Source organism: Saccharothrix sp. NRRL B-16348 (assembly GCF_001280085.1).
Lineage (GTDB): Bacteria > Actinomycetota > Actinomycetes > Mycobacteriales > Pseudonocardiaceae > Actinosynnema.
In genome coordinates, this window is record NZ_LGED01000230.1 from 11,911 (window position 1) to 28,812 (window position 16,902).

The 16,902-nt window shown below is 71.2% G+C and carries 16 protein-coding genes; 6 read left to right on the forward strand and 10 right to left on the reverse strand.

Annotated elements, in window-relative coordinates; genetic code table 11:
- The first annotated feature begins 55 nt into the window (after nucleotides 1–55).
- Nucleotides 56–649: a LysE/ArgO family amino acid transporter gene (locus ADK67_RS34600; RefSeq protein ID WP_053720775.1), complete on the forward strand. Its 594-nt coding sequence runs from the start codon at nucleotides 56–58 to the stop codon at nucleotides 647–649.
- On the opposite strand, the gene ADK67_RS34605 is transcribed toward ADK67_RS34600, so the two are convergent.
- From ADK67_RS34605 to ADK67_RS34620, 4 genes are all read right to left on the reverse strand, one after another.
- The gene (locus ADK67_RS34605; protein WP_082404260.1) at nucleotides 646–1,263 is read right to left on the reverse strand and encodes a hypothetical protein; all 618 of its coding nucleotides are present in this window, start codon (nucleotides 1,261–1,263) and stop codon (nucleotides 646–648) included. The genes ADK67_RS34600 and ADK67_RS34605 overlap by 4 nt on opposite strands.
- The gene (locus ADK67_RS34610) at nucleotides 1,260–1,775 is read right to left on the reverse strand and encodes a hypothetical protein (protein WP_053720776.1); all 516 of its coding nucleotides are present in this window, start codon (nucleotides 1,773–1,775) and stop codon (nucleotides 1,260–1,262) included. Before ADK67_RS34610 ends, ADK67_RS34605 begins: the two co-directional genes overlap by 4 nt.
- Entirely contained in the window at nucleotides 1,772–2,086 is a 315-nt protein-coding gene (locus ADK67_RS34615; RefSeq protein ID WP_053720777.1) for a PadR family transcriptional regulator, read from the reverse strand. The genes ADK67_RS34610 and ADK67_RS34615 overlap by 4 nt, the downstream gene beginning before the upstream one ends.
- A gap of 77 nt (nucleotides 2,087–2,163) precedes the next feature.
- Nucleotides 2,164–3,237, reverse strand: a complete 1,074-nt coding sequence (locus ADK67_RS34620) for an epoxide hydrolase family protein (protein WP_053720803.1) — start codon at nucleotides 3,235–3,237, stop codon at nucleotides 2,164–2,166.
- 101 nt (nucleotides 3,238–3,338) lie between these two features.
- Here ADK67_RS34620 and ADK67_RS34625 point away from each other — a divergent pair, with 101 nt between their 5' ends.
- Nucleotides 3,339–3,728: an MmcQ/YjbR family DNA-binding protein gene (locus ADK67_RS34625; RefSeq protein ID WP_053720778.1), complete on the forward strand. Its 390-nt coding sequence runs from the start codon at nucleotides 3,339–3,341 to the stop codon at nucleotides 3,726–3,728.
- A 537-nt stretch (nucleotides 3,729–4,265) separates the two neighbouring features.
- On the opposite strand, the gene ADK67_RS34630 is transcribed toward ADK67_RS34625, so the two are convergent.
- The 4 genes from ADK67_RS34630 to ADK67_RS34645 all read right to left on the reverse strand — a co-directional run bounded on the left by ADK67_RS34630 (nucleotide 4,266) and on the right by ADK67_RS34645 (nucleotide 9,407).
- Nucleotides 4,266–5,507: a hypothetical protein gene (locus ADK67_RS34630; protein WP_231648489.1), complete on the reverse strand. Its 1,242-nt coding sequence runs from the start codon at nucleotides 5,505–5,507 to the stop codon at nucleotides 4,266–4,268.
- Nucleotides 5,504–7,015, reverse strand: a complete 1,512-nt coding sequence (locus ADK67_RS34635) for an alkaline phosphatase D family protein (protein WP_053720779.1) — start codon at nucleotides 7,013–7,015, stop codon at nucleotides 5,504–5,506. Before ADK67_RS34635 ends, ADK67_RS34630 begins: the two co-directional genes overlap by 4 nt.
- 293 nt (nucleotides 7,016–7,308) lie before the next feature.
- Nucleotides 7,309–8,409 (reverse strand): galactokinase, encoded by a 1,101-nt coding sequence (gene galK / locus ADK67_RS34640; RefSeq protein WP_053720780.1) that lies wholly within the window; start codon nucleotides 8,407–8,409, stop codon nucleotides 7,309–7,311.
- Nucleotides 8,406–9,407, reverse strand: coding sequence for a LacI family DNA-binding transcriptional regulator (locus ADK67_RS34645; RefSeq protein WP_053720805.1), 1,002 nt, complete (start codon nucleotides 9,405–9,407; stop codon nucleotides 8,406–8,408). Before ADK67_RS34645 ends, galK begins: the two co-directional genes overlap by 4 nt.
- 173 nt (nucleotides 9,408–9,580) lie before the next feature.
- Between ADK67_RS34645 and ADK67_RS34650 the strand changes: the two genes are divergently transcribed.
- Nucleotides 9,581–12,304 carry an AbfB domain-containing protein gene (locus ADK67_RS34650; protein ID WP_053720806.1) on the forward strand — a complete coding sequence of 908 codons (2,724 nt, stop codon included), beginning with the start codon at nucleotides 9,581–9,583 and terminating at the stop codon, nucleotides 12,302–12,304.
- 58 nt (nucleotides 12,305–12,362) lie between these two features.
- On the forward strand, nucleotides 12,363–12,659 hold the full coding sequence (locus ADK67_RS34655; protein ID WP_053720781.1) for a hypothetical protein: 297 nt from the start codon (nucleotides 12,363–12,365) through the stop codon (nucleotides 12,657–12,659).
- Here the strand turns inward: ADK67_RS34655 and ADK67_RS34660 are convergent.
- Complete coding sequence (locus ADK67_RS34660; protein WP_053720782.1) at nucleotides 12,599–13,177, reverse strand: hypothetical protein; 579 nt, start codon at nucleotides 13,175–13,177, stop codon at nucleotides 12,599–12,601. The genes ADK67_RS34655 and ADK67_RS34660 overlap by 61 nt on opposite strands.
- 813 nt (nucleotides 13,178–13,990) lie before the next feature.
- On the opposite strand from ADK67_RS34660, the gene ADK67_RS34665 reads away from it, so the two are divergent.
- Together ADK67_RS34665 and ADK67_RS34670 are read left to right on the forward strand one after the other, a co-directional pair.
- A complete protein-coding gene (locus tag ADK67_RS34665; protein ID WP_053720783.1) occupies nucleotides 13,991–15,004 on the forward strand; it encodes a sensor histidine kinase in 1,014 nt (337 codons plus the stop codon).
- Nucleotides 15,001–15,648 carry a response regulator gene (locus tag ADK67_RS34670; RefSeq protein WP_053720784.1) on the forward strand — a complete coding sequence of 216 codons (648 nt, stop codon included), beginning with the start codon at nucleotides 15,001–15,003 and terminating at the stop codon, nucleotides 15,646–15,648. The genes ADK67_RS34665 and ADK67_RS34670 overlap by 4 nt, the downstream gene beginning before the upstream one ends.
- A gap of 32 nt (nucleotides 15,649–15,680) precedes the next feature.
- Here the strand turns inward: ADK67_RS34670 and ADK67_RS34675 are convergent, their stop codons facing one another.
- Entirely contained in the window at nucleotides 15,681–16,898 is a 1,218-nt protein-coding gene (locus tag ADK67_RS34675) for a S8 family peptidase (RefSeq protein ID WP_197289759.1), read from the reverse strand.
- Nucleotides 16,899–16,902 lie beyond the last annotated feature (4 nt).

Sequence of the window (16,902 nt, forward strand, 5' to 3'; positions counted from 1 at the left end):
ATACGTAAGAAAACGTAGCTGGCCTTATCACGGCCGTCTTCCTACCGTCGAGGTCGTGACCTACGCGCTGCTCGCCGGGCTCGGCACCGGACTGTCCCTCATCGTCGTGATCGGCGCCCAGAACGCCTTGGTGCTGCGCCAGGGCGTGCTGCGGCAGCAGGTGCCCGCGATCGTGGCCATCTGCGCGGGCTCGGACGCGCTGCTCATCGCGCTCGGCGTCGGCGGTGTCGGCGCGGTGTTCACCGCGTGGCCCGAGGGGCTGACGGCGGTGCGGTGGGTCGGCGCGGCGTTCCTGGTCGGCTACGGCGTGCTGGCGGCACGGCGGGTGCTGCGGCCGTCGGCGCTGGAGCCCGCGGGTGCGGCGAAGGCGGGTGCGGCGGTGATCGTCACGTGCCTGGCGCTGACCTGGCTCAACCCGCACGTGTACCTGGACACGGTGCTGCTGCTGGGCACGGCGTCCACCGGGTTCGGCGGCGACCGGTGGTGGTTCGCGGCCGGCGCGATCGCGGGCAGCGTGCTGTGGTTCAGCGCCCTCGGGTTCGGCGCCCGCTGGCTGTCCGGCGCGTTCACCCGGCCCTCGGCGTGGCGGGTGCTGGACGGCGCGGTCGCCCTGGTGGTCACGGCGACCGGCGTCTCCCTCGTCGTCTAGAACCGGGTCGTGACCCAGGCCCGCTCCCGGACCTCCTTCACCGCGACCTCGATCGGGCGGTACGAGGCCGGGTCGACCCGGCGGTAGCCGTGGCGCACCACGCCCTGGTGGATCACCTCCGACACCACGAGCACCGCGTGGTCCACCAGCCGTGCCCGCACCGGCGGGCTGTCGACCAGCCGGCAGGTCGTGTTGAGGTCGGTCCCGACCCAGCCGTGCGGGTCGCGGTGCACCTCGCCCGCGTGCAGGCCGACCCGGACCTGGATGCGCAGCTCCGGCGCGACGGTCCCGTTGTGCTGCCGCAGGGCCGCCACGAGCCGCGGGATGGCCGGGTCGAGCAGGTCCAACTTGGACACACCCGCCGGCACCAGCACCATCATCCCGTCACCGCGGTCCTGCACGGCCAGGTCGGACCACCTGACCCCGGCCGCGCGGAACCCGGTGCGCACCGCGTGGGTGAGCGCGTGCCGCGCCTCGATCTGCGCCGGGTCGTGCCACCGCCCGAAGCCCGCGATGTCCACCACGAGGATGGACCGGTGCTCGGGACCGGGCGCGTGCCGCACGGGCCGCAGCCGCCGCAGCGCCCACGTCACCACGTCCGGCGCGATGCTCATCGCCGCGCCGACTTCGTCGCCCGCGCGTCGAGCAGCGCGCGCCGCAACAGCAACGACCGGCTGACCAACCCGATCGCGTGCGGGATCCGCTTGTGGCGGGGCAGGTCGGCCAGCTCGGCGCGGAACTCCTCGCCGTACCGGGCCTGGTGGTGCGCCGGCAGCACCGCGACCGCCACCTCGACCACCCGGCTCGCCGAACCGGGCTCGACGGAGGTCCGCTCGATCTCCTCCAGCCCGACCCGGATCGACCGCGCGCCGGCCAGCAGCGGTGCGAAGCTGGTGGTGGCCCGGAAGTTCACCTCCACCGCAGACTCCAGCGCCCGCACCCGTTCGTACACCTCGAACAGCCGCACGTCGTCGAACACCCGGCCGCGCTCGATCGCCCGGCGCAGCTCCAACGCCAGCTCGTGCGCCGACTTCCGGTCGAGGATGCGGTCGAGCTTGCCGTCCAACGCGGTCTCCAGCTCACGCGCGAGAGCGCTGATGTGGGCGAGCCGCCGCCGCCTGGTCACGTCCCACCTGCCGCGTGCGGTCGCAGCAGTGCCAGCCGGGAGACCGGCGTCCTGGCCCGGGCCAGGGCTGCTCTGACGTGGGCGATGCTGTCGGGGTCGAGCAGGTAGTACCGGCGCCGGGGACGCCCCCGTTCGCTCGGGTCGACGTCCTCCCACCGGCTGGTGACCCACCCGCACTGCTCCAGGCGGGCCAGGATGGGGTGCACCGTCCCGCTCGGCAGCCCGGCGACCTGGCAGATCTCCAGCCCGTACCGCGCCACCGCGGGATCTTCCAGCAGGACGCCCAGCACGAGCTGCGCGGGAAGCGTCATCCTGGGGCCTCGCCGTGAACCGACCATGGTCTAACTCTACCTAGGGGGTCGGTGGAAGTAAGTCCCCCGATCGGGGGTCACGCACGGCCCGTGAAGAACTCCCTGATGTCCCCGACCAGCAACTCCGGCACCTCCATCGCCGCGAAGTGCCCGCCCCGGGAGAACTCGCTCCAGTGCTCGATCCGATAAGCCCGCTCCGCCAGCGGCCGCACCGACAGCACGATGTCGTGCGCGAACACCGCCACCCCCAACGGCGCGGGGCAGTCGTTGCTCACGATCCCCGTCTCCTTCACCAACCGGGCGGACGACCCCGCCGTCCCGGTGAGCCAGGACAACGTCACGTGGGTCAGCACCCGGTCGACGTCGATCCTCGTGCCCGGCTCGACCCACTCGACGAACTTCTCCGCGATCCACGCCAACTGCCCGACCGGCGAGTCCGTCAACGCGTAGGACACCGTCTGCGGCCGGGTCCCGTGCAGCACCTGGTACCCGGGCCGGTTGCGCATCATGCCCTTGATCCGCTCCAACCGCCGACTGTCCTCTTCGGACAACCCCACCCCCTCGACCGGCGGCGTCGGCAGGTAGTTCACGTGCACCGCCACCACGTTCTCCGGCGCCGCGACCGCCATCGCCCTGGCGATCCCGGACCCCCAGTCCCCACCGTGCGTCCCGTACCGCCGATACCCGAGCCTGCCCATCACCTCGGCGAACGCCCGCGCCACGCGATGGACGTCCCACCCGCGCGACGTCGTCGGCCCGGACAACCCGAAACCGGGGATCGACGGGATGACCAGGTGGAAGTCCCGCGACAGGGGCTCGATCACGTCCAGGAACTCCAACACCGACCCCGGCCAGCCGTGGATCAACACCAACGGCAACGCGTCTTCCTTCGCCGAGCGGACGTGGAGGAAGTGCACGCGCTGCCCGTCGACCTCCGTCGTGAACTGCGGCCACGCGTTCAACTCCGCCTCGTGCCGCCGCCAGTCGTACCCGTCCAGCCACCGTTCGGCGAACGCCCTGACCTCCGCCAAGGGAAACCCGTAGTCGAACCCCGCATCGGGCAGCTCCTCCGGCCACCGCGTCCGCGCCAGCCGATCGGCCAAGTCGTCCAGGTCGGTCTGCGGCACGTCGAGGACAAAGGGCTTGATCATCATCACTCCGTTGGTCTCACCAATGTTGGCCTCACCAACGTTACCTCAACCCGTTGGCCACGCCAACGACCAATTCCACCCGACGGGTCTATCGTCGCCCCATGGCCACCTGGGATGACGTGCAGCGCATCGCCATGGCGCTGCCTGAGGTAACCGAACGCCCCTCGTACGACCAACGCCCGGCGTGGCGCGTCAAGGACAAACCCTTCGCCTGGGACCGCCCACTGCGCAAGGCCGACCTGACCGCCCTCGGCCCCACCGCCCCGAACGGCCCGATCCTCGCTGCCAGCGTCCCCGACCTCGGCGCCAAGGAAGCCCTTCTCGCCGACAACCCGGCCGTCTACTTCACCACCCCGCACTTCGACGGCTACCCCGCGATCCTGGTCCGACTGGACGAGATCGCGCCGGACGAGCTAACAGAACTCCTGACCGAAGCCTGGCTGTCCCGCGCCCCCAAACGCCTGGCAAAGCAGTACGAAGCCGACCACTAACCCCGCCACACCCGCACCGTCCACTGGCACGCCTTTCTCCCTAAAGGAGGGCTTCGTGTCATCCCGCCGACCTGGCTTTGCCCTACCGCACGTGTCAAGGGGGGCGCGTGTTCACCGATACCCGCGGCCTGCACTGTTGGCCGCGCCCCCCTTGACGCGTGTGGTAGCCCGGAGGGAGGTCGGTGGGATGACACGAAACCCGGACCAACAACGGACCCGGACACAGAACCAGGGCAGTTGGGGTCATCCTGTTGATCTGCCCGTCCGGCGAGGACATGCTTTTGATCTTTTGGCTTTTGATCTTTGCAAGCCCCTCGGTGGTCGGCCCCGGCTCGATTTGACATGGGGCCCTTACGGGCACTCCAGGCAGGCCAAACCCGGGCAGGCCTGGCGGAAAGAGCGCCCGCCAAGCCTGCCCGGCTTCGACCAGCCTAAAGCACCCGAACCCATGTCAAATCGGGCCTCTGCGGTCGGTTCCGGGTCCGATGTGGACGGCTGGGATTTCGCTGATAGTCCGTTGTGGATGGTTGTGGTGTGTCACCAAGTGCTGTTGACGAGACCCGTGCCCAGGTAGATCTGGTCGAAGCCGTTGCCGTCGTTGTCGTCGGTGTAGACGACGGTGATCTGGCCCCACGCGTCGACGCCGAGCGCGGGTTCGTCCTGCCTGCCCGTGGCCGTCGAGACGGTCGCCTGGCGTGGCAGCCTGCCCGTGACCGTGCCGTCCGCGTTGAGCCCTTGCGTCACCACGTCCTGAGCCTCGACCGACGACACGACCACGTTGAGCTGGTCGTCGATGCCGATCTGCGGGTCGGTCCCCGCCACCACCGTGTCCACCGCCGTCCGAGCGGCCCCGCCGGCGGCGAACGAGCGCACGCCCACCTGCGCGACACCGGTGTGGTCGGTCTCCCAAGCCACAGTGTGGTCGCCGTTGAAGTTCGCCGCCACGACCGGGCGTCGTTGTTGGCCGTCGCCGCTTGCGTTGGCGGCGCCTTGGGCGACCTTCACGCCACCCGACGGGGTCAGGATCTTGCGGCCGATGTTGAAGAAGGCGTTGCCGTCCCCGTCCTCGTCCCACACGACGATGGCGTTGCCGGCCGCGCCCATGGCCACGTCCGGCCGCTGGTGGGTGCCGCCCGCCGCGTGCACTTGGGCCTCGTAGGTCTTCGACGTCACGGAGGCGAAGCCGGCGACGCGCACCGTCGCGTTGGTGGAGGTCTGCTTGTCCTCCCACACCACGGCGAAACCGGTGCCGTCGGGGTCGGCGGCGACGGCCGGGTTCAGCTGCTGGCCGTCGGTGTTGGCGTTGGCCCGCGCGGACCCGGTGACGGTGCCGCTCGTGTTCAGCTCCCGCACCTGGATGTTGTAGAAGCCGTTGCCCTCGCCGTCGTCGGCCCACACGACGACCGCGGTGCCGTTCTCGTGCACGGCCACGTCCGGCTGCACGTGCCGCCAGTTGCCCGTGCCGCTGGTGGACAGCTTCTTCTCGTACCGGGACACGCCGTCCTTGAACAGGCGGACCCACACGTCGCTGTGCACGGGGTCGGTGGGCGTGGCGTCGTCGCGGTCGTCCTCCCACACCACGGCGGTCCAGCCGTTGCGCACCGCGGCCACGGCGGCGTTGTCCTGGTCGCCGGTGGCGGTGCTGTTGGCGGCGATCCACGCGACCGCGGCGGACGCGGTTCCGGCGGCTCCCACCAGCATGAGCGCCGCGATCACCGGCGCCGCGACCATCCGTGCCACGTTCTTCTGTGCCACGTTCTTCTGGGTCGACTTGTTCATGGCGCCTGCAATCCCGGGTTGCCTGCTTGGACGACGTAGCTCTGCAAGGTCCGGACCGGGTAGTCGCGCATGGTGACCCGGTCGAGGAAGCGGAAGTCGACATTCATCTGCGTCGGCGAGGTGACGGTGCGGACGTAGCCGCGCAGGTTCTTGTAGAACTTCACGTGCGGGTTGAGGCTCGACAGGCCGGTGTCGGTCGCGTTGCCGTCGCCGCCGGAGGTGATCGACGTGGTCACCAGCTCGGTGCCGACGATCCGGTCCTGCGTGGCGTAGTTGTTCATCAGGTTGGCGGCCCACGAACGGTGCACGTCACCCGTCAGCACGACTGTGTTCCGCAGGCCCGCCGCGTCCCATCCGCGCTGCAACCGGCCGCGGTTGGCGCTGTAGCCGTCCCACGAGTCCATCGACTTCGCGCCGTCCGCCGAGGCCAGCTTCTGCGCGAAGAACACCTGCTGCCCCAGGAAGTCCCACGTGCCGAGCTTCTGCCGCATCCCGTCGAGCAGCCACGTCTCCTGCGTGGCGCCGAGCAGCGTGCGTGCCGGGTCGTCGGCCTCCGGGCACACCTTCGTGCCGTCCCCGCACGCCTGGTCGTCGCGGTACTGGCGGGTGTCGAGCATGTGGAACGTGGCCAGGCTGCCCCACCGGACCCGGCGGTACAGCTGCATGTTCTCCGCGACCGGCGCCTGCGCGGCGCGCAGCGGCATGTGTTCGTAGTACGCCTTGTACGCCGCCGCACGCCGGACCTTGAAGTCGCCGGCGGGGGACGTGTTGGCGCGCACCAGGTCCGCGTAGTTGTTCTCGACCTCGTGGTCGTCCCACACGACCAGCCACGGCGCGGCGGCGTGCGCGGCCTGGAGGTCGACGTCCGTCTTGTACTGCGCGTGCCGCACTCGGTAGTCGGCCAGGCCCGCGATCTCCACGCCGGGCGCGAACTTGCGCACCTTCGTGGTGGTCGCCGCGCCTTCGTAGATGTAGTCGCCCAGGTGCAGGATGAGGTCCGGGTTCTCCTCGGCCATCCGCCGGTACGCGGTGAAGTAGCCCTCCTCGAAGTGCGAGCAGGACGCGAACAGCATGGTCAGCGACGGGCTCGTGCCGACCGCGGGTGCGGTGACGCCGCGGCCGACGGGGGAGATGTGCCCGGCGGCGCGGAACCGGTAGAAGTACTCGCGGCCGGGCTGCAGGCCGGTCACCTCGACGTGCACGCTGTGCGCCCACGACTGCGTGGCGGTCGCCGTGCCGCTGCGCGCGATCTGGGTGAACCGCTGGTCCGTCGAGACCTGCCACTCCACCGCGACCGAGGCGCTGCCCATGCCGCCGAGGCCGTCGGCGTTGAGCGGGCTGGGCGCCAGACGCGTCCAGATGACGAAGCCGTCCGCGGCGGGCTCACCGGAGGCGACGCCCAACGTGAACGGGTAGGAGATGGCGTTCGCGGTGGTGGGAGCGAGGACCGTCACGCCGGCGCTCGCGATGCCGCCGGCGATGAGCGTTCGTCGGGTCAGTGGGGACATCGGCTCTCCTTCGGTGCAGGGCCGGGAAGAACGCGTTCCGGTACTGCGTACACGCCGAAGGTGATCAATGGCCATCCCCGACGTGTACGCCCGGTGGAGCCGCCGAAGCGTCGTCGTGGGTGGTGCTTCGGAGCCGGAGGACGACAGTGCAGGTGAATGGCTGTCCAACTAGCCGATGTATTGGTTACCGAAGAACCTGACAAATAACCTTGCAGCCGCCCTATCGGTGATTCCCATGACCGGCGGGCTCACCTCTCCACTCACCCCACCGCCCACCCACACCGCCAACCGACTCACACCGCCGACACGTGGTCCGCCCGACGCGCCCCCGCCGCCGCCACCGCCGTCCAGCACTCCGGCTTCGCGAACCCACTCCCGGCGAACGCCACCTCCACCGCCTCCGTGCACACCTCGACAGCCGTCTCCTCCACCAACGCGATCACGCAACCACCGAACCCGCCACCCGTCATCCGAGCCCCAAGCGCACCCGCCCCCAGCAACGCCTCCACCGCCACGTCCAACTCCGGCACCGTCACCTCGTAGTCGTCGCGCAACGACACGTGCGACTCCGTCAACAACGGCCCGATCTCCCGAACCCGGTCGGCGCGCAGCAGGTCCGCCACCCGAGCCACCCGCTCGTTCTCCGTCACCACGTGCCGCACCCGCCGACGCAACCGGTCCGGCAAGTCCTGCTCGGCCCCGTCCAGGTCCCGCAACGCGGGCACCCCCAGCAGCTCCGCCGCACGGTGGCAGTCACGCCGCCGCGCCGCGTACTCGCCGTCCACCAGCCGGTGCGGCGCCTTCGTGTCCACGACCAGCAGCGTGAGCCCGACCGGCGCCAGGTCGAACGGGATGTGCTCGGTCTCCATCGAGCGCGTGTCGAGCAGCAACGCGTGCCGCTCCCGCGCCAGCAGGGACGCCGACTGGTCCATGATCCCGCACGGCATCCCGACGAACTCGTTCTCCGCCCGCTGCGCGATCCGCGCCAACGCCCGCCGCTCCAGCGACACACCGGACAGCTCGGTCACCGCCAACGCGGTCGCGCTCTCCAACGCCGCCGACGACGACAACCCGGCCCCCAACGGCACCTGGCCGTCCACGAGCAGGCCGAACCCGCCGATCGGGTGGCCCTCCTCGCGCAACGCCCACACCACGCCCGCCACGTAGGCCGCCCACCCGGTGACCGCGCCCGGCACGAGGTCGACCACGCGGATCTCGGTCACGCCCGAAGCCTGCCGTGACGACAGCCGCAGCACCCCGTCGTCCCGCCGGGCCGCGGTGACCCGCACGACGTGCGGCAACGCGATCGGCAATACGAAACCGTCGTTGTAGTCGGTGTGCTCGCCGATCAGGTTGATCCGACCCGGCGCCTCGAAGACCCCGTCCCGCGTCATGCGCCACCCCTCGTGCTTTCCCGGATTTCCAGCGAGAACGGCGTCCGCACGTGCTCCGGAGGCCGTTCCGGGTCGTCGACGCGTCGCCGCAGCAGGTCCACCGCGGCCCGTGCGATCGCGGCCTTGTCCGGCGCGACCGTGGTCAGCGACGGCAGGCTGTACGTGCCTTCCTCGGTGTTGTCGAACCCGACCACCGCCACGTCGGCGGGCACCCGCACGCCACGTTCGGCCGCGGCCCGCACCGCGCCCACGGCCAGCAGGTCGTTGAAGCAGAACACCGCGTCCGGCGGCTCGTCGCCGGCGAGCAGGCGTGCCATCGCGTCCGCGCCGTCGCGGCGGTGGTAGTTCAACGCGGTCGCGACCAGGTCGTCGCGCACCGGCAGGCCGGCTTCGGTCAATGCCTTCCGGTAGCCCTCCAGGCGTTGCGCCGCCGTGCCGCGGTGGGGGTGCGCGCCGATCGCCGCGATCCGCGTGCGGCCGAGGCCGATCAGGTGCGCGACGGCCACCCGCGCCGCCTCCACGTTGTCGATGCCGACGTGGTCGAGCGGCAGGTCCACCGAGTGCTCACCGAGCATCACCACCGGTATGCCGGGCGCCAGCTCGCCGAAGTCGCGCGCCTCCAACGCCTCCGGGCTCACGATCGCGCCGTCGATCATGTGCGGGCCGAGCGACGCGAGCGTGTCCCGTTCACCCTCACGGGTGCCCAGGGTCTGCTCGATCAGCACGTTCCACTCTTGCTCCTGCGCCGCGCCGAGCACCAGCCCGGCCAGTTCGGCGAAGTACGGCACGACCAGTTCCGGCAGCACGAGGGCCACGAAACCGGTCCGGCCGCGGCGCAGGTTGCGCGCGCCGATGTTGGGCCGGTAGCCGGTGGCGGTCAGCGCCTCCTCGACCCGGCGGCGGTTCTCGGGCTTCACGAACGCGTAGCCGTTGACCACGTTCGACACCGTCTTCACCGACACGCCGGCGAGGGCGGCGACGTCCTTGAGCGTGGCCAAGCGTGCCTCCTCCAAGCGGATCACCGACCGGGTTCTCGGTAACGACCGGGATCGTAGCCGGCCGGTCGACTGCTTTACAACGTTGTACCAACGATGTAAGAACGGCAGTGACCCAGGTCACGAGAACCTCGAGCACCCACGTCACCAGCACCCTGCCGATCGTGGAGCCACCCATGCGCAAGCTGTTGTCCGGCCTGACCGGACTGCTGGTCCTCAGCACCCTCCTCGTCGCACCGCCCGGCGCCGCCGCCGAAGCGGTCTGGCAGCCCAAACCGGCGCCGCTGACCACCCCGTGGACGGGGCAGGTGTCGCCGACCAACGCGTTACCCGAGTACCCGCGCCCCCAGCTGGTCCGGTCGGACTGGCTCAACCTCAACGGCGTGTGGGAGTTCGCCGGCGCGCCGAACCTGTCCTCGCCGCCGTTCGGCCGCACGCTCGCCGAGGGCGTCCTGGTGCCTTACCCGATCGAGTCCGCGCTGTCGGGCATCAAGCGGCACGAGGACCACATGTTCTACCGCCGCGCGTTCACCACCCCGGCCGGCTGGGCAGGCCGCCGGGTGAAGCTGAACTTCGGCGCCGTCACCTGGGAGACGCGCGTCTGGGTCAACGGCGTCAGCGTCGGCACCCACACCGGCGGGTTCGACGCGTTCTCGTTCGACATCACCGCCGCCCTGCGCGCGGGCGCGAACGAGGTGATCGTCGGCGTCCGCTCCACGGTCGACGGCAGCCAGTACCCGATCGGCAAGCAGCGCCGCGACCCCAGCGGCATCTTCTACACGGCCGCGTCCGGCATCTGGCAGACGGTGTGGCTGGAGCCGGTCGCGGCCAACCACATCACGCGCCTGGACACCACACCGGACGTGCCGGCGGGCGTGCTCGACCTGGTCGTGCAGGGCACGGCCGGCCAGTCGGTGCGCGCCGAGGTGCTGACCGGCGGCCAGGTCGTCGGCACGGCGAGCGGCATGGTGGGCGGCCACCTGCGCGTCCCCGTGCCCAACGCGAGGTTGTGGTCGCCGGACGACCCGTTCCTCTACGACCTGCGCGTCACCCTGGGCGGCGACGTCGTCACCGGCTACTTCGGCATGAGGTCGCTGGGCAAGGCGCTCGTCGGCGGCGTGATGCGGCCCCTGCTCAACGGCAGGTTCGTGTTCCAGCTCGGCACCCTCGACCAGGGCTACTGGCCCGACGGCATCTACACCGCGCCCACCGACGCCGCGCTGCGGTTCGACCTGGAGCGGCAGAAGGCGCTCGGCTTCAACATGGTGCGCAAGCACATCAAGGTCGAGCCGGCCCGGTGGTTCTACCACGCCGACCGGCTCGGGCTGATGGTGTGGCAGGACATGCCGTCGCTCGACGCCGTGGACGAGGTGCCCAACGGGCGCGCCCACTTCGAGTCCGAGCTGCGGCGGATCGTCGACCAGCTCAAGGGCATCACGTCGATCGTGCAGTGGGTGCCGTTCAACGAGGGCTGGGGCGAGTACGACGCCGGCCGGATCGTCGACCTGGTCCGGTCCCTCGACAACACCCGGCTGATCAACCACAACTCCGGCTCGAACTGCTGCGTCTCCGACCCCGACCCGGGCAACGGCGACATCATCGACGACCACGCCTACCAGATGTCGAGCGCGACCCGGCCGCCCGACGCCAACCGGGTCGCGGTGCTCGGCGAGTACGGCGGGCTGGGACGGCGGGTCGTCGGCCACGAGTGGCAGCCTGGCGCCGGGTTCGCGTACGGCGAGCTGTACCCGGACGAGACGTCGCTGACCGGGCGGTACGTGGAGATCACCAAGGAGGTCGGCCGGTTCGTGCACGCGCGCGGGCTGTCGGCTTCCGTCTACACCGAGCCGTACGACGTCGAGAACGAGGTCAACGGCTTCTACACCTACGACCGCCAGGTGCTCAAGATGTCCGAGGCGCGGGTGCGGGAGGTCAACCGGCGGGTGCTCGCGCTGGCCGACGGCACCGAGGTCGGGCGTGGCGAGGTGATCTCGCTGCGCGTGACGACCGCCGGGTACACGGATCGACACCTGCGGCACCGGGACGCGCTGGCGCGCACCGACGTGATCACCGACGACCTGGGTCGCCTGGACGCCACGTTCTGGGCCCGGCCCGGGTTGGCGGACGCGGCGTGCCTGTCGTTCGAGTCGCGCAACTACCCGGGGCGGTTCCTGCGGCACTCGGGGCTCCGGGTGCGGTTGGACGTCAACGACGGGTCGGCCGCGTTCGCCGGCGAAGCGACGTTCTGCGCGCGTGCCGGAGCGGGCGGGACCCGGCTGGAGTCGCGCAACCTGCCTGGTCACTTCATCCGGCACTACGCGGAAGGTGTCTACCTGGCGCGGTCCGGTGGGACGAACCCCTGGGACAGTGCGACGAGCTTCGCGGCGGACACGACGTGGGCGGCGGTCGTGCCGCTCTGGCGCAGCGGCGCCGACCTGCCGCTGGACCAGGCGCGGTCGTTCCGGGTGACCACGGCCGGATTCACGGACCGGTACCTGCGGCACCAGGACGGGGTGGCGCGGACCGATGTGGTGAACGCCGCGAGTTCGGCGTTGCTGAAGGGTGACGCGACGTTCATCGTGCGGCGTGGGCTGTCGGAGCCTTCGTGCTACTCGTTCGAGTCGCGGAACCACCCGGGTCAGTACCTGCGGCACGCGGCGTTCCGGGTGCGGTTGGGCGCGTCGGACGGGAGTGAGCTGTTCAGGCGGGACGCGACGTTCTGCGCCCAGCCCGGCGTCGGCGGCGTGCGGTTGGCGTCGGTGAACGAGTTGGGTGCGAGCGTTCGGCACTACGCGGAGGAGGTGTGGGTGGCGGTGAACGGCGGCGCCCACGCGTACGACAACCCGGCGTCGTACGACGCGGACGTGAGCTGGGCGGTGAGCGCGGCCTGGACGCCGTGAGCTGTCGCTTTTGAGTCCTTTGTGGACCCGCACGGCGGTGCTGCTACCGTGCGGGTCCATGAAGGGTTTCGCCGTGCTCGGCACGGTGCTGCTGTGCGTTCTCGCGCCGATCGCGATCGTGTACGGGTTGATGGCGTTCACCCCGACGGGCAGTTGCGACTACTCGGTGTCCGGTGTGTGCTCGTACGGGCGGGTGCCGATGATCGTGGCCGCCGGTGGCACCGCGCTGGTGTGGGCGGCGTCGGCGGTGCTGACGTGGGCGGGCACCCGGGGCCGGCCTCGCGTGTACGTGCCCTACGCGGCGCTCGCGGTGATCGTGTCGCTGCTGGTCGTGGCCGGGCGCTTGGCCGGGTAGACCGATCGGGCGAGCCAGACCAGCGCGCCGCCGACGATGACGTGCAGGACGCTGATCAGCGGGGTGTCCGGCAGGCGTGCGGCGAAGGTGAAGACCGGCACGGCGATGGCGTAGGTCCACACGGGGATCGGTGGGTGGACGCGGGCCTTGAGCATGCCGATCGCGAACGTGACCGTGCCGAGGGCGAAGATCAGGGCGCTGGCCGTGAGGACCGCGGTGGTGGGTGCGGCGAGTTTCGGTTGGTCGAGGTGGAACAGGACGATGTTCAACGCGTAGGCCGCCGCGCCGAACAGCCCGAGACCGACGAAGTTCACCGCGTAGCCGATGGTGCCCAGGGTGGTGCGGGGTTGTTTGAGGTAGAGGGCGGTGAGCAGCGGCGCGGCCAGGGCGGGGGACGCGCCGATCACCAGGCTGGTGGCGGTGGTTTCGCCGGTGAACGCCTCGATCGCTCCGGGGAGGGCGATGAAGAGGCCCGAGAGCGTGCCGCAGAGGGCGCCGAATCGCAGCAGGAACGTCATGGTGTGGGACGGTATTAGCGCAGGTCGGGGCCTCGGGAGTGCCGAGCGGCTACACTCGGGGGTGCCAATCGGCACGTGCCGCCGGACTGCCACGATCGGGTGAACTGCAAATCCCGATCAACCAAAACGGCGTTTCCAATGCACTCAAACGTCGGTTGAAACGAAGAGGCCGCCCTCAACCACCGGCCCGTGCCCCGACCGACCGTCACCCACCCCGCCGACCACCCGGACCCGGCTTCGGCCCCCGACCAGCCGCCCGAACCGAACCCGAGCCACCGCGGACCTGACCTGCAGCCGCTACGGGCTTGACCCAGGCGCTACGGGCTTGACCCGCAGGCGTTGCGTGCCTGACCTCAGCCGCCGCCGAGCCACCCGGGACCTGTCGCGCAGCCGCAGCCGCAGTCGCCGCGGCCGGACCCGCAGTCGCCGCCGAGCCGCCAGTGCCCGACCCGCAGCCGCTGCCGAGCCCGACCCGCAGCCGCTGCGGACCCGTCGCGGGCTGACCGCAGCCGCCCTGGCTCGACGCGCAGCCGCGGTGGACCGACCCGGAGCCGCCGTGGACCTGACCCGCGGCTGCCGTGAGCCGCACTCGCAGCCGCCCCGGACTTGACGCCGCGTCGCCGCTCGATGCCGAGTCGCCGTGGAGTTGACGCCCAGCCACCGGGGCCAGCCGCCGTGGGCCAGCCGTGGAGCCAGCCGTCCTGGTCCGAGAGGTCCGCCGTGGGCCCAGCCGTCCGGGCCCGAGAGCCGGTCGACCCCGGAACCTGCGGCGCGTGACGTCGCCCGCCGGGGTGTGCGACGTAGCCTGCCGGTGTGCGTCCTCTGTCGTGGTTGTCGCCACTGCTGTGCGGGGTGGTGTTGGTGGCCGGTGGGTATGCGGGGCTGGCTGGGCTCGGGGAGACGCGGTGGGTGGCGTTCGTCGCCGGGCTCGTTGCGCTCGTGCTGGTGGACGCGGTCGGGGTGCGGTTTCCGGCGGGGCTCGTGCTGGCGGTTCAGGCTGGGCTCGTGGTGGTCGTCGCGTTCGCCGACGGGTCGGGGATGGCGCGGGTGTTGTTCCTGCTGCTGCCGTTCGGGGCGTACTTCGCGTTCGGGCGGGTGGTGGCGGTTGGGGTTGGGGTGGCGGTGGGTGCGTTCATGGTCGTCGCGTTCCAGCTCACGGTGCCGGGGTGGACGCGGTCGGTCGAGCACGTGTCCGACCTGCTGATGTTCGGGATCGGGGTGGTGTTGGCGTTGGCGATGGCGGAGTTGTCGGCCGCGGCGGAGCGGAGTCGGTTGGCGCGGGATGTGCACGACGGGCTCGGCCATCACCTGACGGCGGTGTCGGTGTTGTTGGAGAAGGCGTCGGCCTTCCGGGAACGTGACGCGGCGGTGGCGGATCGGGCGGTCGAGGATGCGCGGGAGTCGGCGAGGCGGGCGTTGGAGGACGTGCGCACGTCCGTCCGGGCCCTGCGTGAGCCCTTTCGGCTGGCCGAGTCGCTGGCGCAGTTGGCGCGACCGGCCGGTGGGCTCGGGGTGTCTGTCACCTGTACGGGTGACGAATCCCGTTACGCTCCCGGCACCCTGCTGGCGCTCTACCGGGCCGCGCAGGAAGGGATCACCAACGCGATGCGCCACGCCGGCGGTGCGGACGTCACCGTGACCGTGCACTGCGGGCCCCGGGAGGCGCGGTTGGTCGTCGCCGACGACGGGCCTGGGTTCGCGGCGGAACGGGAAGGGTTCGGCCTGCGCGGGGTGCGCGAGCGGATCGGGCTGGTGGGCGGGTCGGTCGAGGTGGACTGCGGTTCGGGCACCCGGCTGACGGTGGTCGTGCCGAGGGGGACGGCGTGAGCGACGGTAAGAACGACGTGCGCGTGGTGGTCGTGGACGACCAGCAGCTCATCCGCGAGAGCATCGCCGCCCTGCTCGACATCCAGCCGGGCATCACCGTCGTCGGCACGGCCGGTGACGGGCAGGCCGCGGTCGAGGTGGTGCTCGACGTCCAGCCGGACGTCGTGCTGATGGACGTCCGGATGCCGGTGTCGGACGGCATCGCCGCGCTCGTGGAACTGCGCCGCCGCGACGAACCGGCCAGGGTCGTCATGTTGACCACGTTCGACGACGAGGAGTACGTGGTCCGCGCGCTGAAAGCCGGTGCGAGCGGGTACCTGCTGAAGGACCGGCCCGCCGTCGAGCTGGCGGCGGCGGTGCGGCTCGCGCATTCGGGAGTGGTGCAGTTCGACCCGGCGGCGGCGGCCCGGCTGGCGTCCGTGCTGGGAACCACGCCGGACACCCACCGACCCGACGGGCTCACCGAACGCGAGGTGGACGTGTTGCGGCTCGTCGCCGGCGGCCGGACGAATCGCGAGATCGCCGGACGCCTGCACCTCAGCGAGGGCACGGTGAAGAACCACGTCTCCCGCATCCTCGGACGGCTCGGCCTGCGCGACCGCACGCAGGCCGCCGTCTACGCCCGCGACCAGGGCCTCCTCTGAAACGCCCCGGCCCTCAAACGCACAGAAACGCCCTACACCGGGACCATGCCCATGAACAGCAACAGGTTCGGCGACCCCGCACCCGGGTTGGTGATCACGCCGGGCGTGGCGTTCGCCCGCAGCGCCTCGGCCACCGCCACCGCCGAGTCACCCGGGAACCGGTGCCGCCACAACGCCGCCACGCCCGCCGCGTGCGCGGACGCCGTGGAACCGCTGATGGTCGAGTACGCGGTGTCCGACGTGCCCCACGCCGACGTGATGTTCACGCCCGGCGCCCACACGTCGATGCACGAGCCGTAGTTGGAGAAGCTCGCCTTCACGTCGTTGGCGTCCGTCGCGCCCACGGTGGTGGCCAACGGCGTGCTGCCGGGCGAGTAGCCGCACGCGTTGGCGTTGGAACTGCCGGACACCACCGAGTAGTGCACGTTCGCGTTGATCGACCTGGTGATGGCGTCGTTGAACGCCTGGTTCGCCCCGCCGCCGAGCGTCATCAGCGCGACCGCCGGCCGGCCGCTCGCCGCCGCGTCCTGCGTCGCCCAGTCGATGCCCGCGATGATCTGCGAGTACGTGCCGGAGCCCTGGCAGTTCAGCACCCGCACGGACACCAGGGTCACGTCCTTCGCCACGCCGGTCGTCCGGCCACCGACCGTGCCCGCCATGTGCGTGCCGTGCCCGTTGCAGTCGTTGCCGGGTGGCGTGACGCCGCCGACGGTGTCCAGCCCGGGCACGGCCGCGCCGTCGAACTCCTGGTGCGTGTACCGGATGCCGGTGCCGAAGATGTACGCCCGCACGGTGGCCGCGGTGTTCGGGTGGAAGTACTTCTTGTCCAGCGGCAGGGAGCGCTGGTCGATCCGGTCCAGGCCCCACGACGGCGGGTCCGGCTGGACCACGAGGTCCTGCGCGGTGACGCCGTCCGGGGTGGCGTGGTCGGTGAGCCGGACGCGGGCGTCCTGGGCGATGTAGGCGACGCGGGGGTCGGCGGCGAGCCGGGCGACCTCCGCCTTGCCCGCCCGCACCGCGAACCCGGGCAGGGCCGTCCGGTAGGTGAACGTGACGTTCGGCGTGGCGGACCGGGCGGCGGCCACGTCCTCGTGCCGCTTCAACACCACGATGTAGCTGTCGGTCACGGCCTGCGTGCGATCGGCGTACAGCACGGGGGCGGCGGCGCCGGGAACAGGGGCGGCGTGCGCCGTAGGGGAGACGAGACCGGCTAACAGCGCGCCGGCCACCGCCACGTGTCTGATCTTCACGGCT

What these genes read in the sequence shown, in the direction of transcription:
- ADK67_RS34650 (WP_053720806.1), top strand. Translation starts at nt 9,581, where the DNA reads ATGCGCAAGCTGTTGTCCGGCCTGACCGGACTGCTGGTCCTCAGCACC.
- ADK67_RS34660 (WP_053720782.1), bottom strand. Translation starts at nt 13,177, where the DNA reads ATGACGTTCCTGCTGCGATTCGGCGCCCTCTGCGGCACGCTCTCGGGC.
- ADK67_RS34635 (WP_053720779.1), bottom strand. Translation starts at nt 7,015, where the DNA reads ATGTCCCCACTGACCCGACGAACGCTCATCGCCGGCGGCATCGCGAGC.
- galK (WP_053720780.1), bottom strand. Translation starts at nt 8,409, where the DNA reads ATGACGCGGGACGGGGTCTTCGAGGCGCCGGGTCGGATCAACCTGATC.
- ADK67_RS34615 (WP_053720777.1), bottom strand. Translation starts at nt 2,086, where the DNA reads ATGACGCTTCCCGCGCAGCTCGTGCTGGGCGTCCTGCTGGAAGATCCC.
- ADK67_RS34630 (WP_231648489.1), bottom strand. Translation starts at nt 5,507, where the DNA reads ATGAACAAGTCGACCCAGAAGAACGTGGCACAGAAGAACGTGGCACGG.
- ADK67_RS34655 (WP_053720781.1), top strand. Translation starts at nt 12,363, where the DNA reads ATGAAGGGTTTCGCCGTGCTCGGCACGGTGCTGCTGTGCGTTCTCGCG.
- ADK67_RS34625 (WP_053720778.1), top strand. Translation starts at nt 3,339, where the DNA reads ATGGCCACCTGGGATGACGTGCAGCGCATCGCCATGGCGCTGCCTGAG.
- ADK67_RS34620 (WP_053720803.1), bottom strand. Translation starts at nt 3,237, where the DNA reads ATGATCAAGCCCTTTGTCCTCGACGTGCCGCAGACCGACCTGGACGAC.
- ADK67_RS34605 (WP_082404260.1), bottom strand. Translation starts at nt 1,263, where the DNA reads ATGAGCATCGCGCCGGACGTGGTGACGTGGGCGCTGCGGCGGCTGCGG.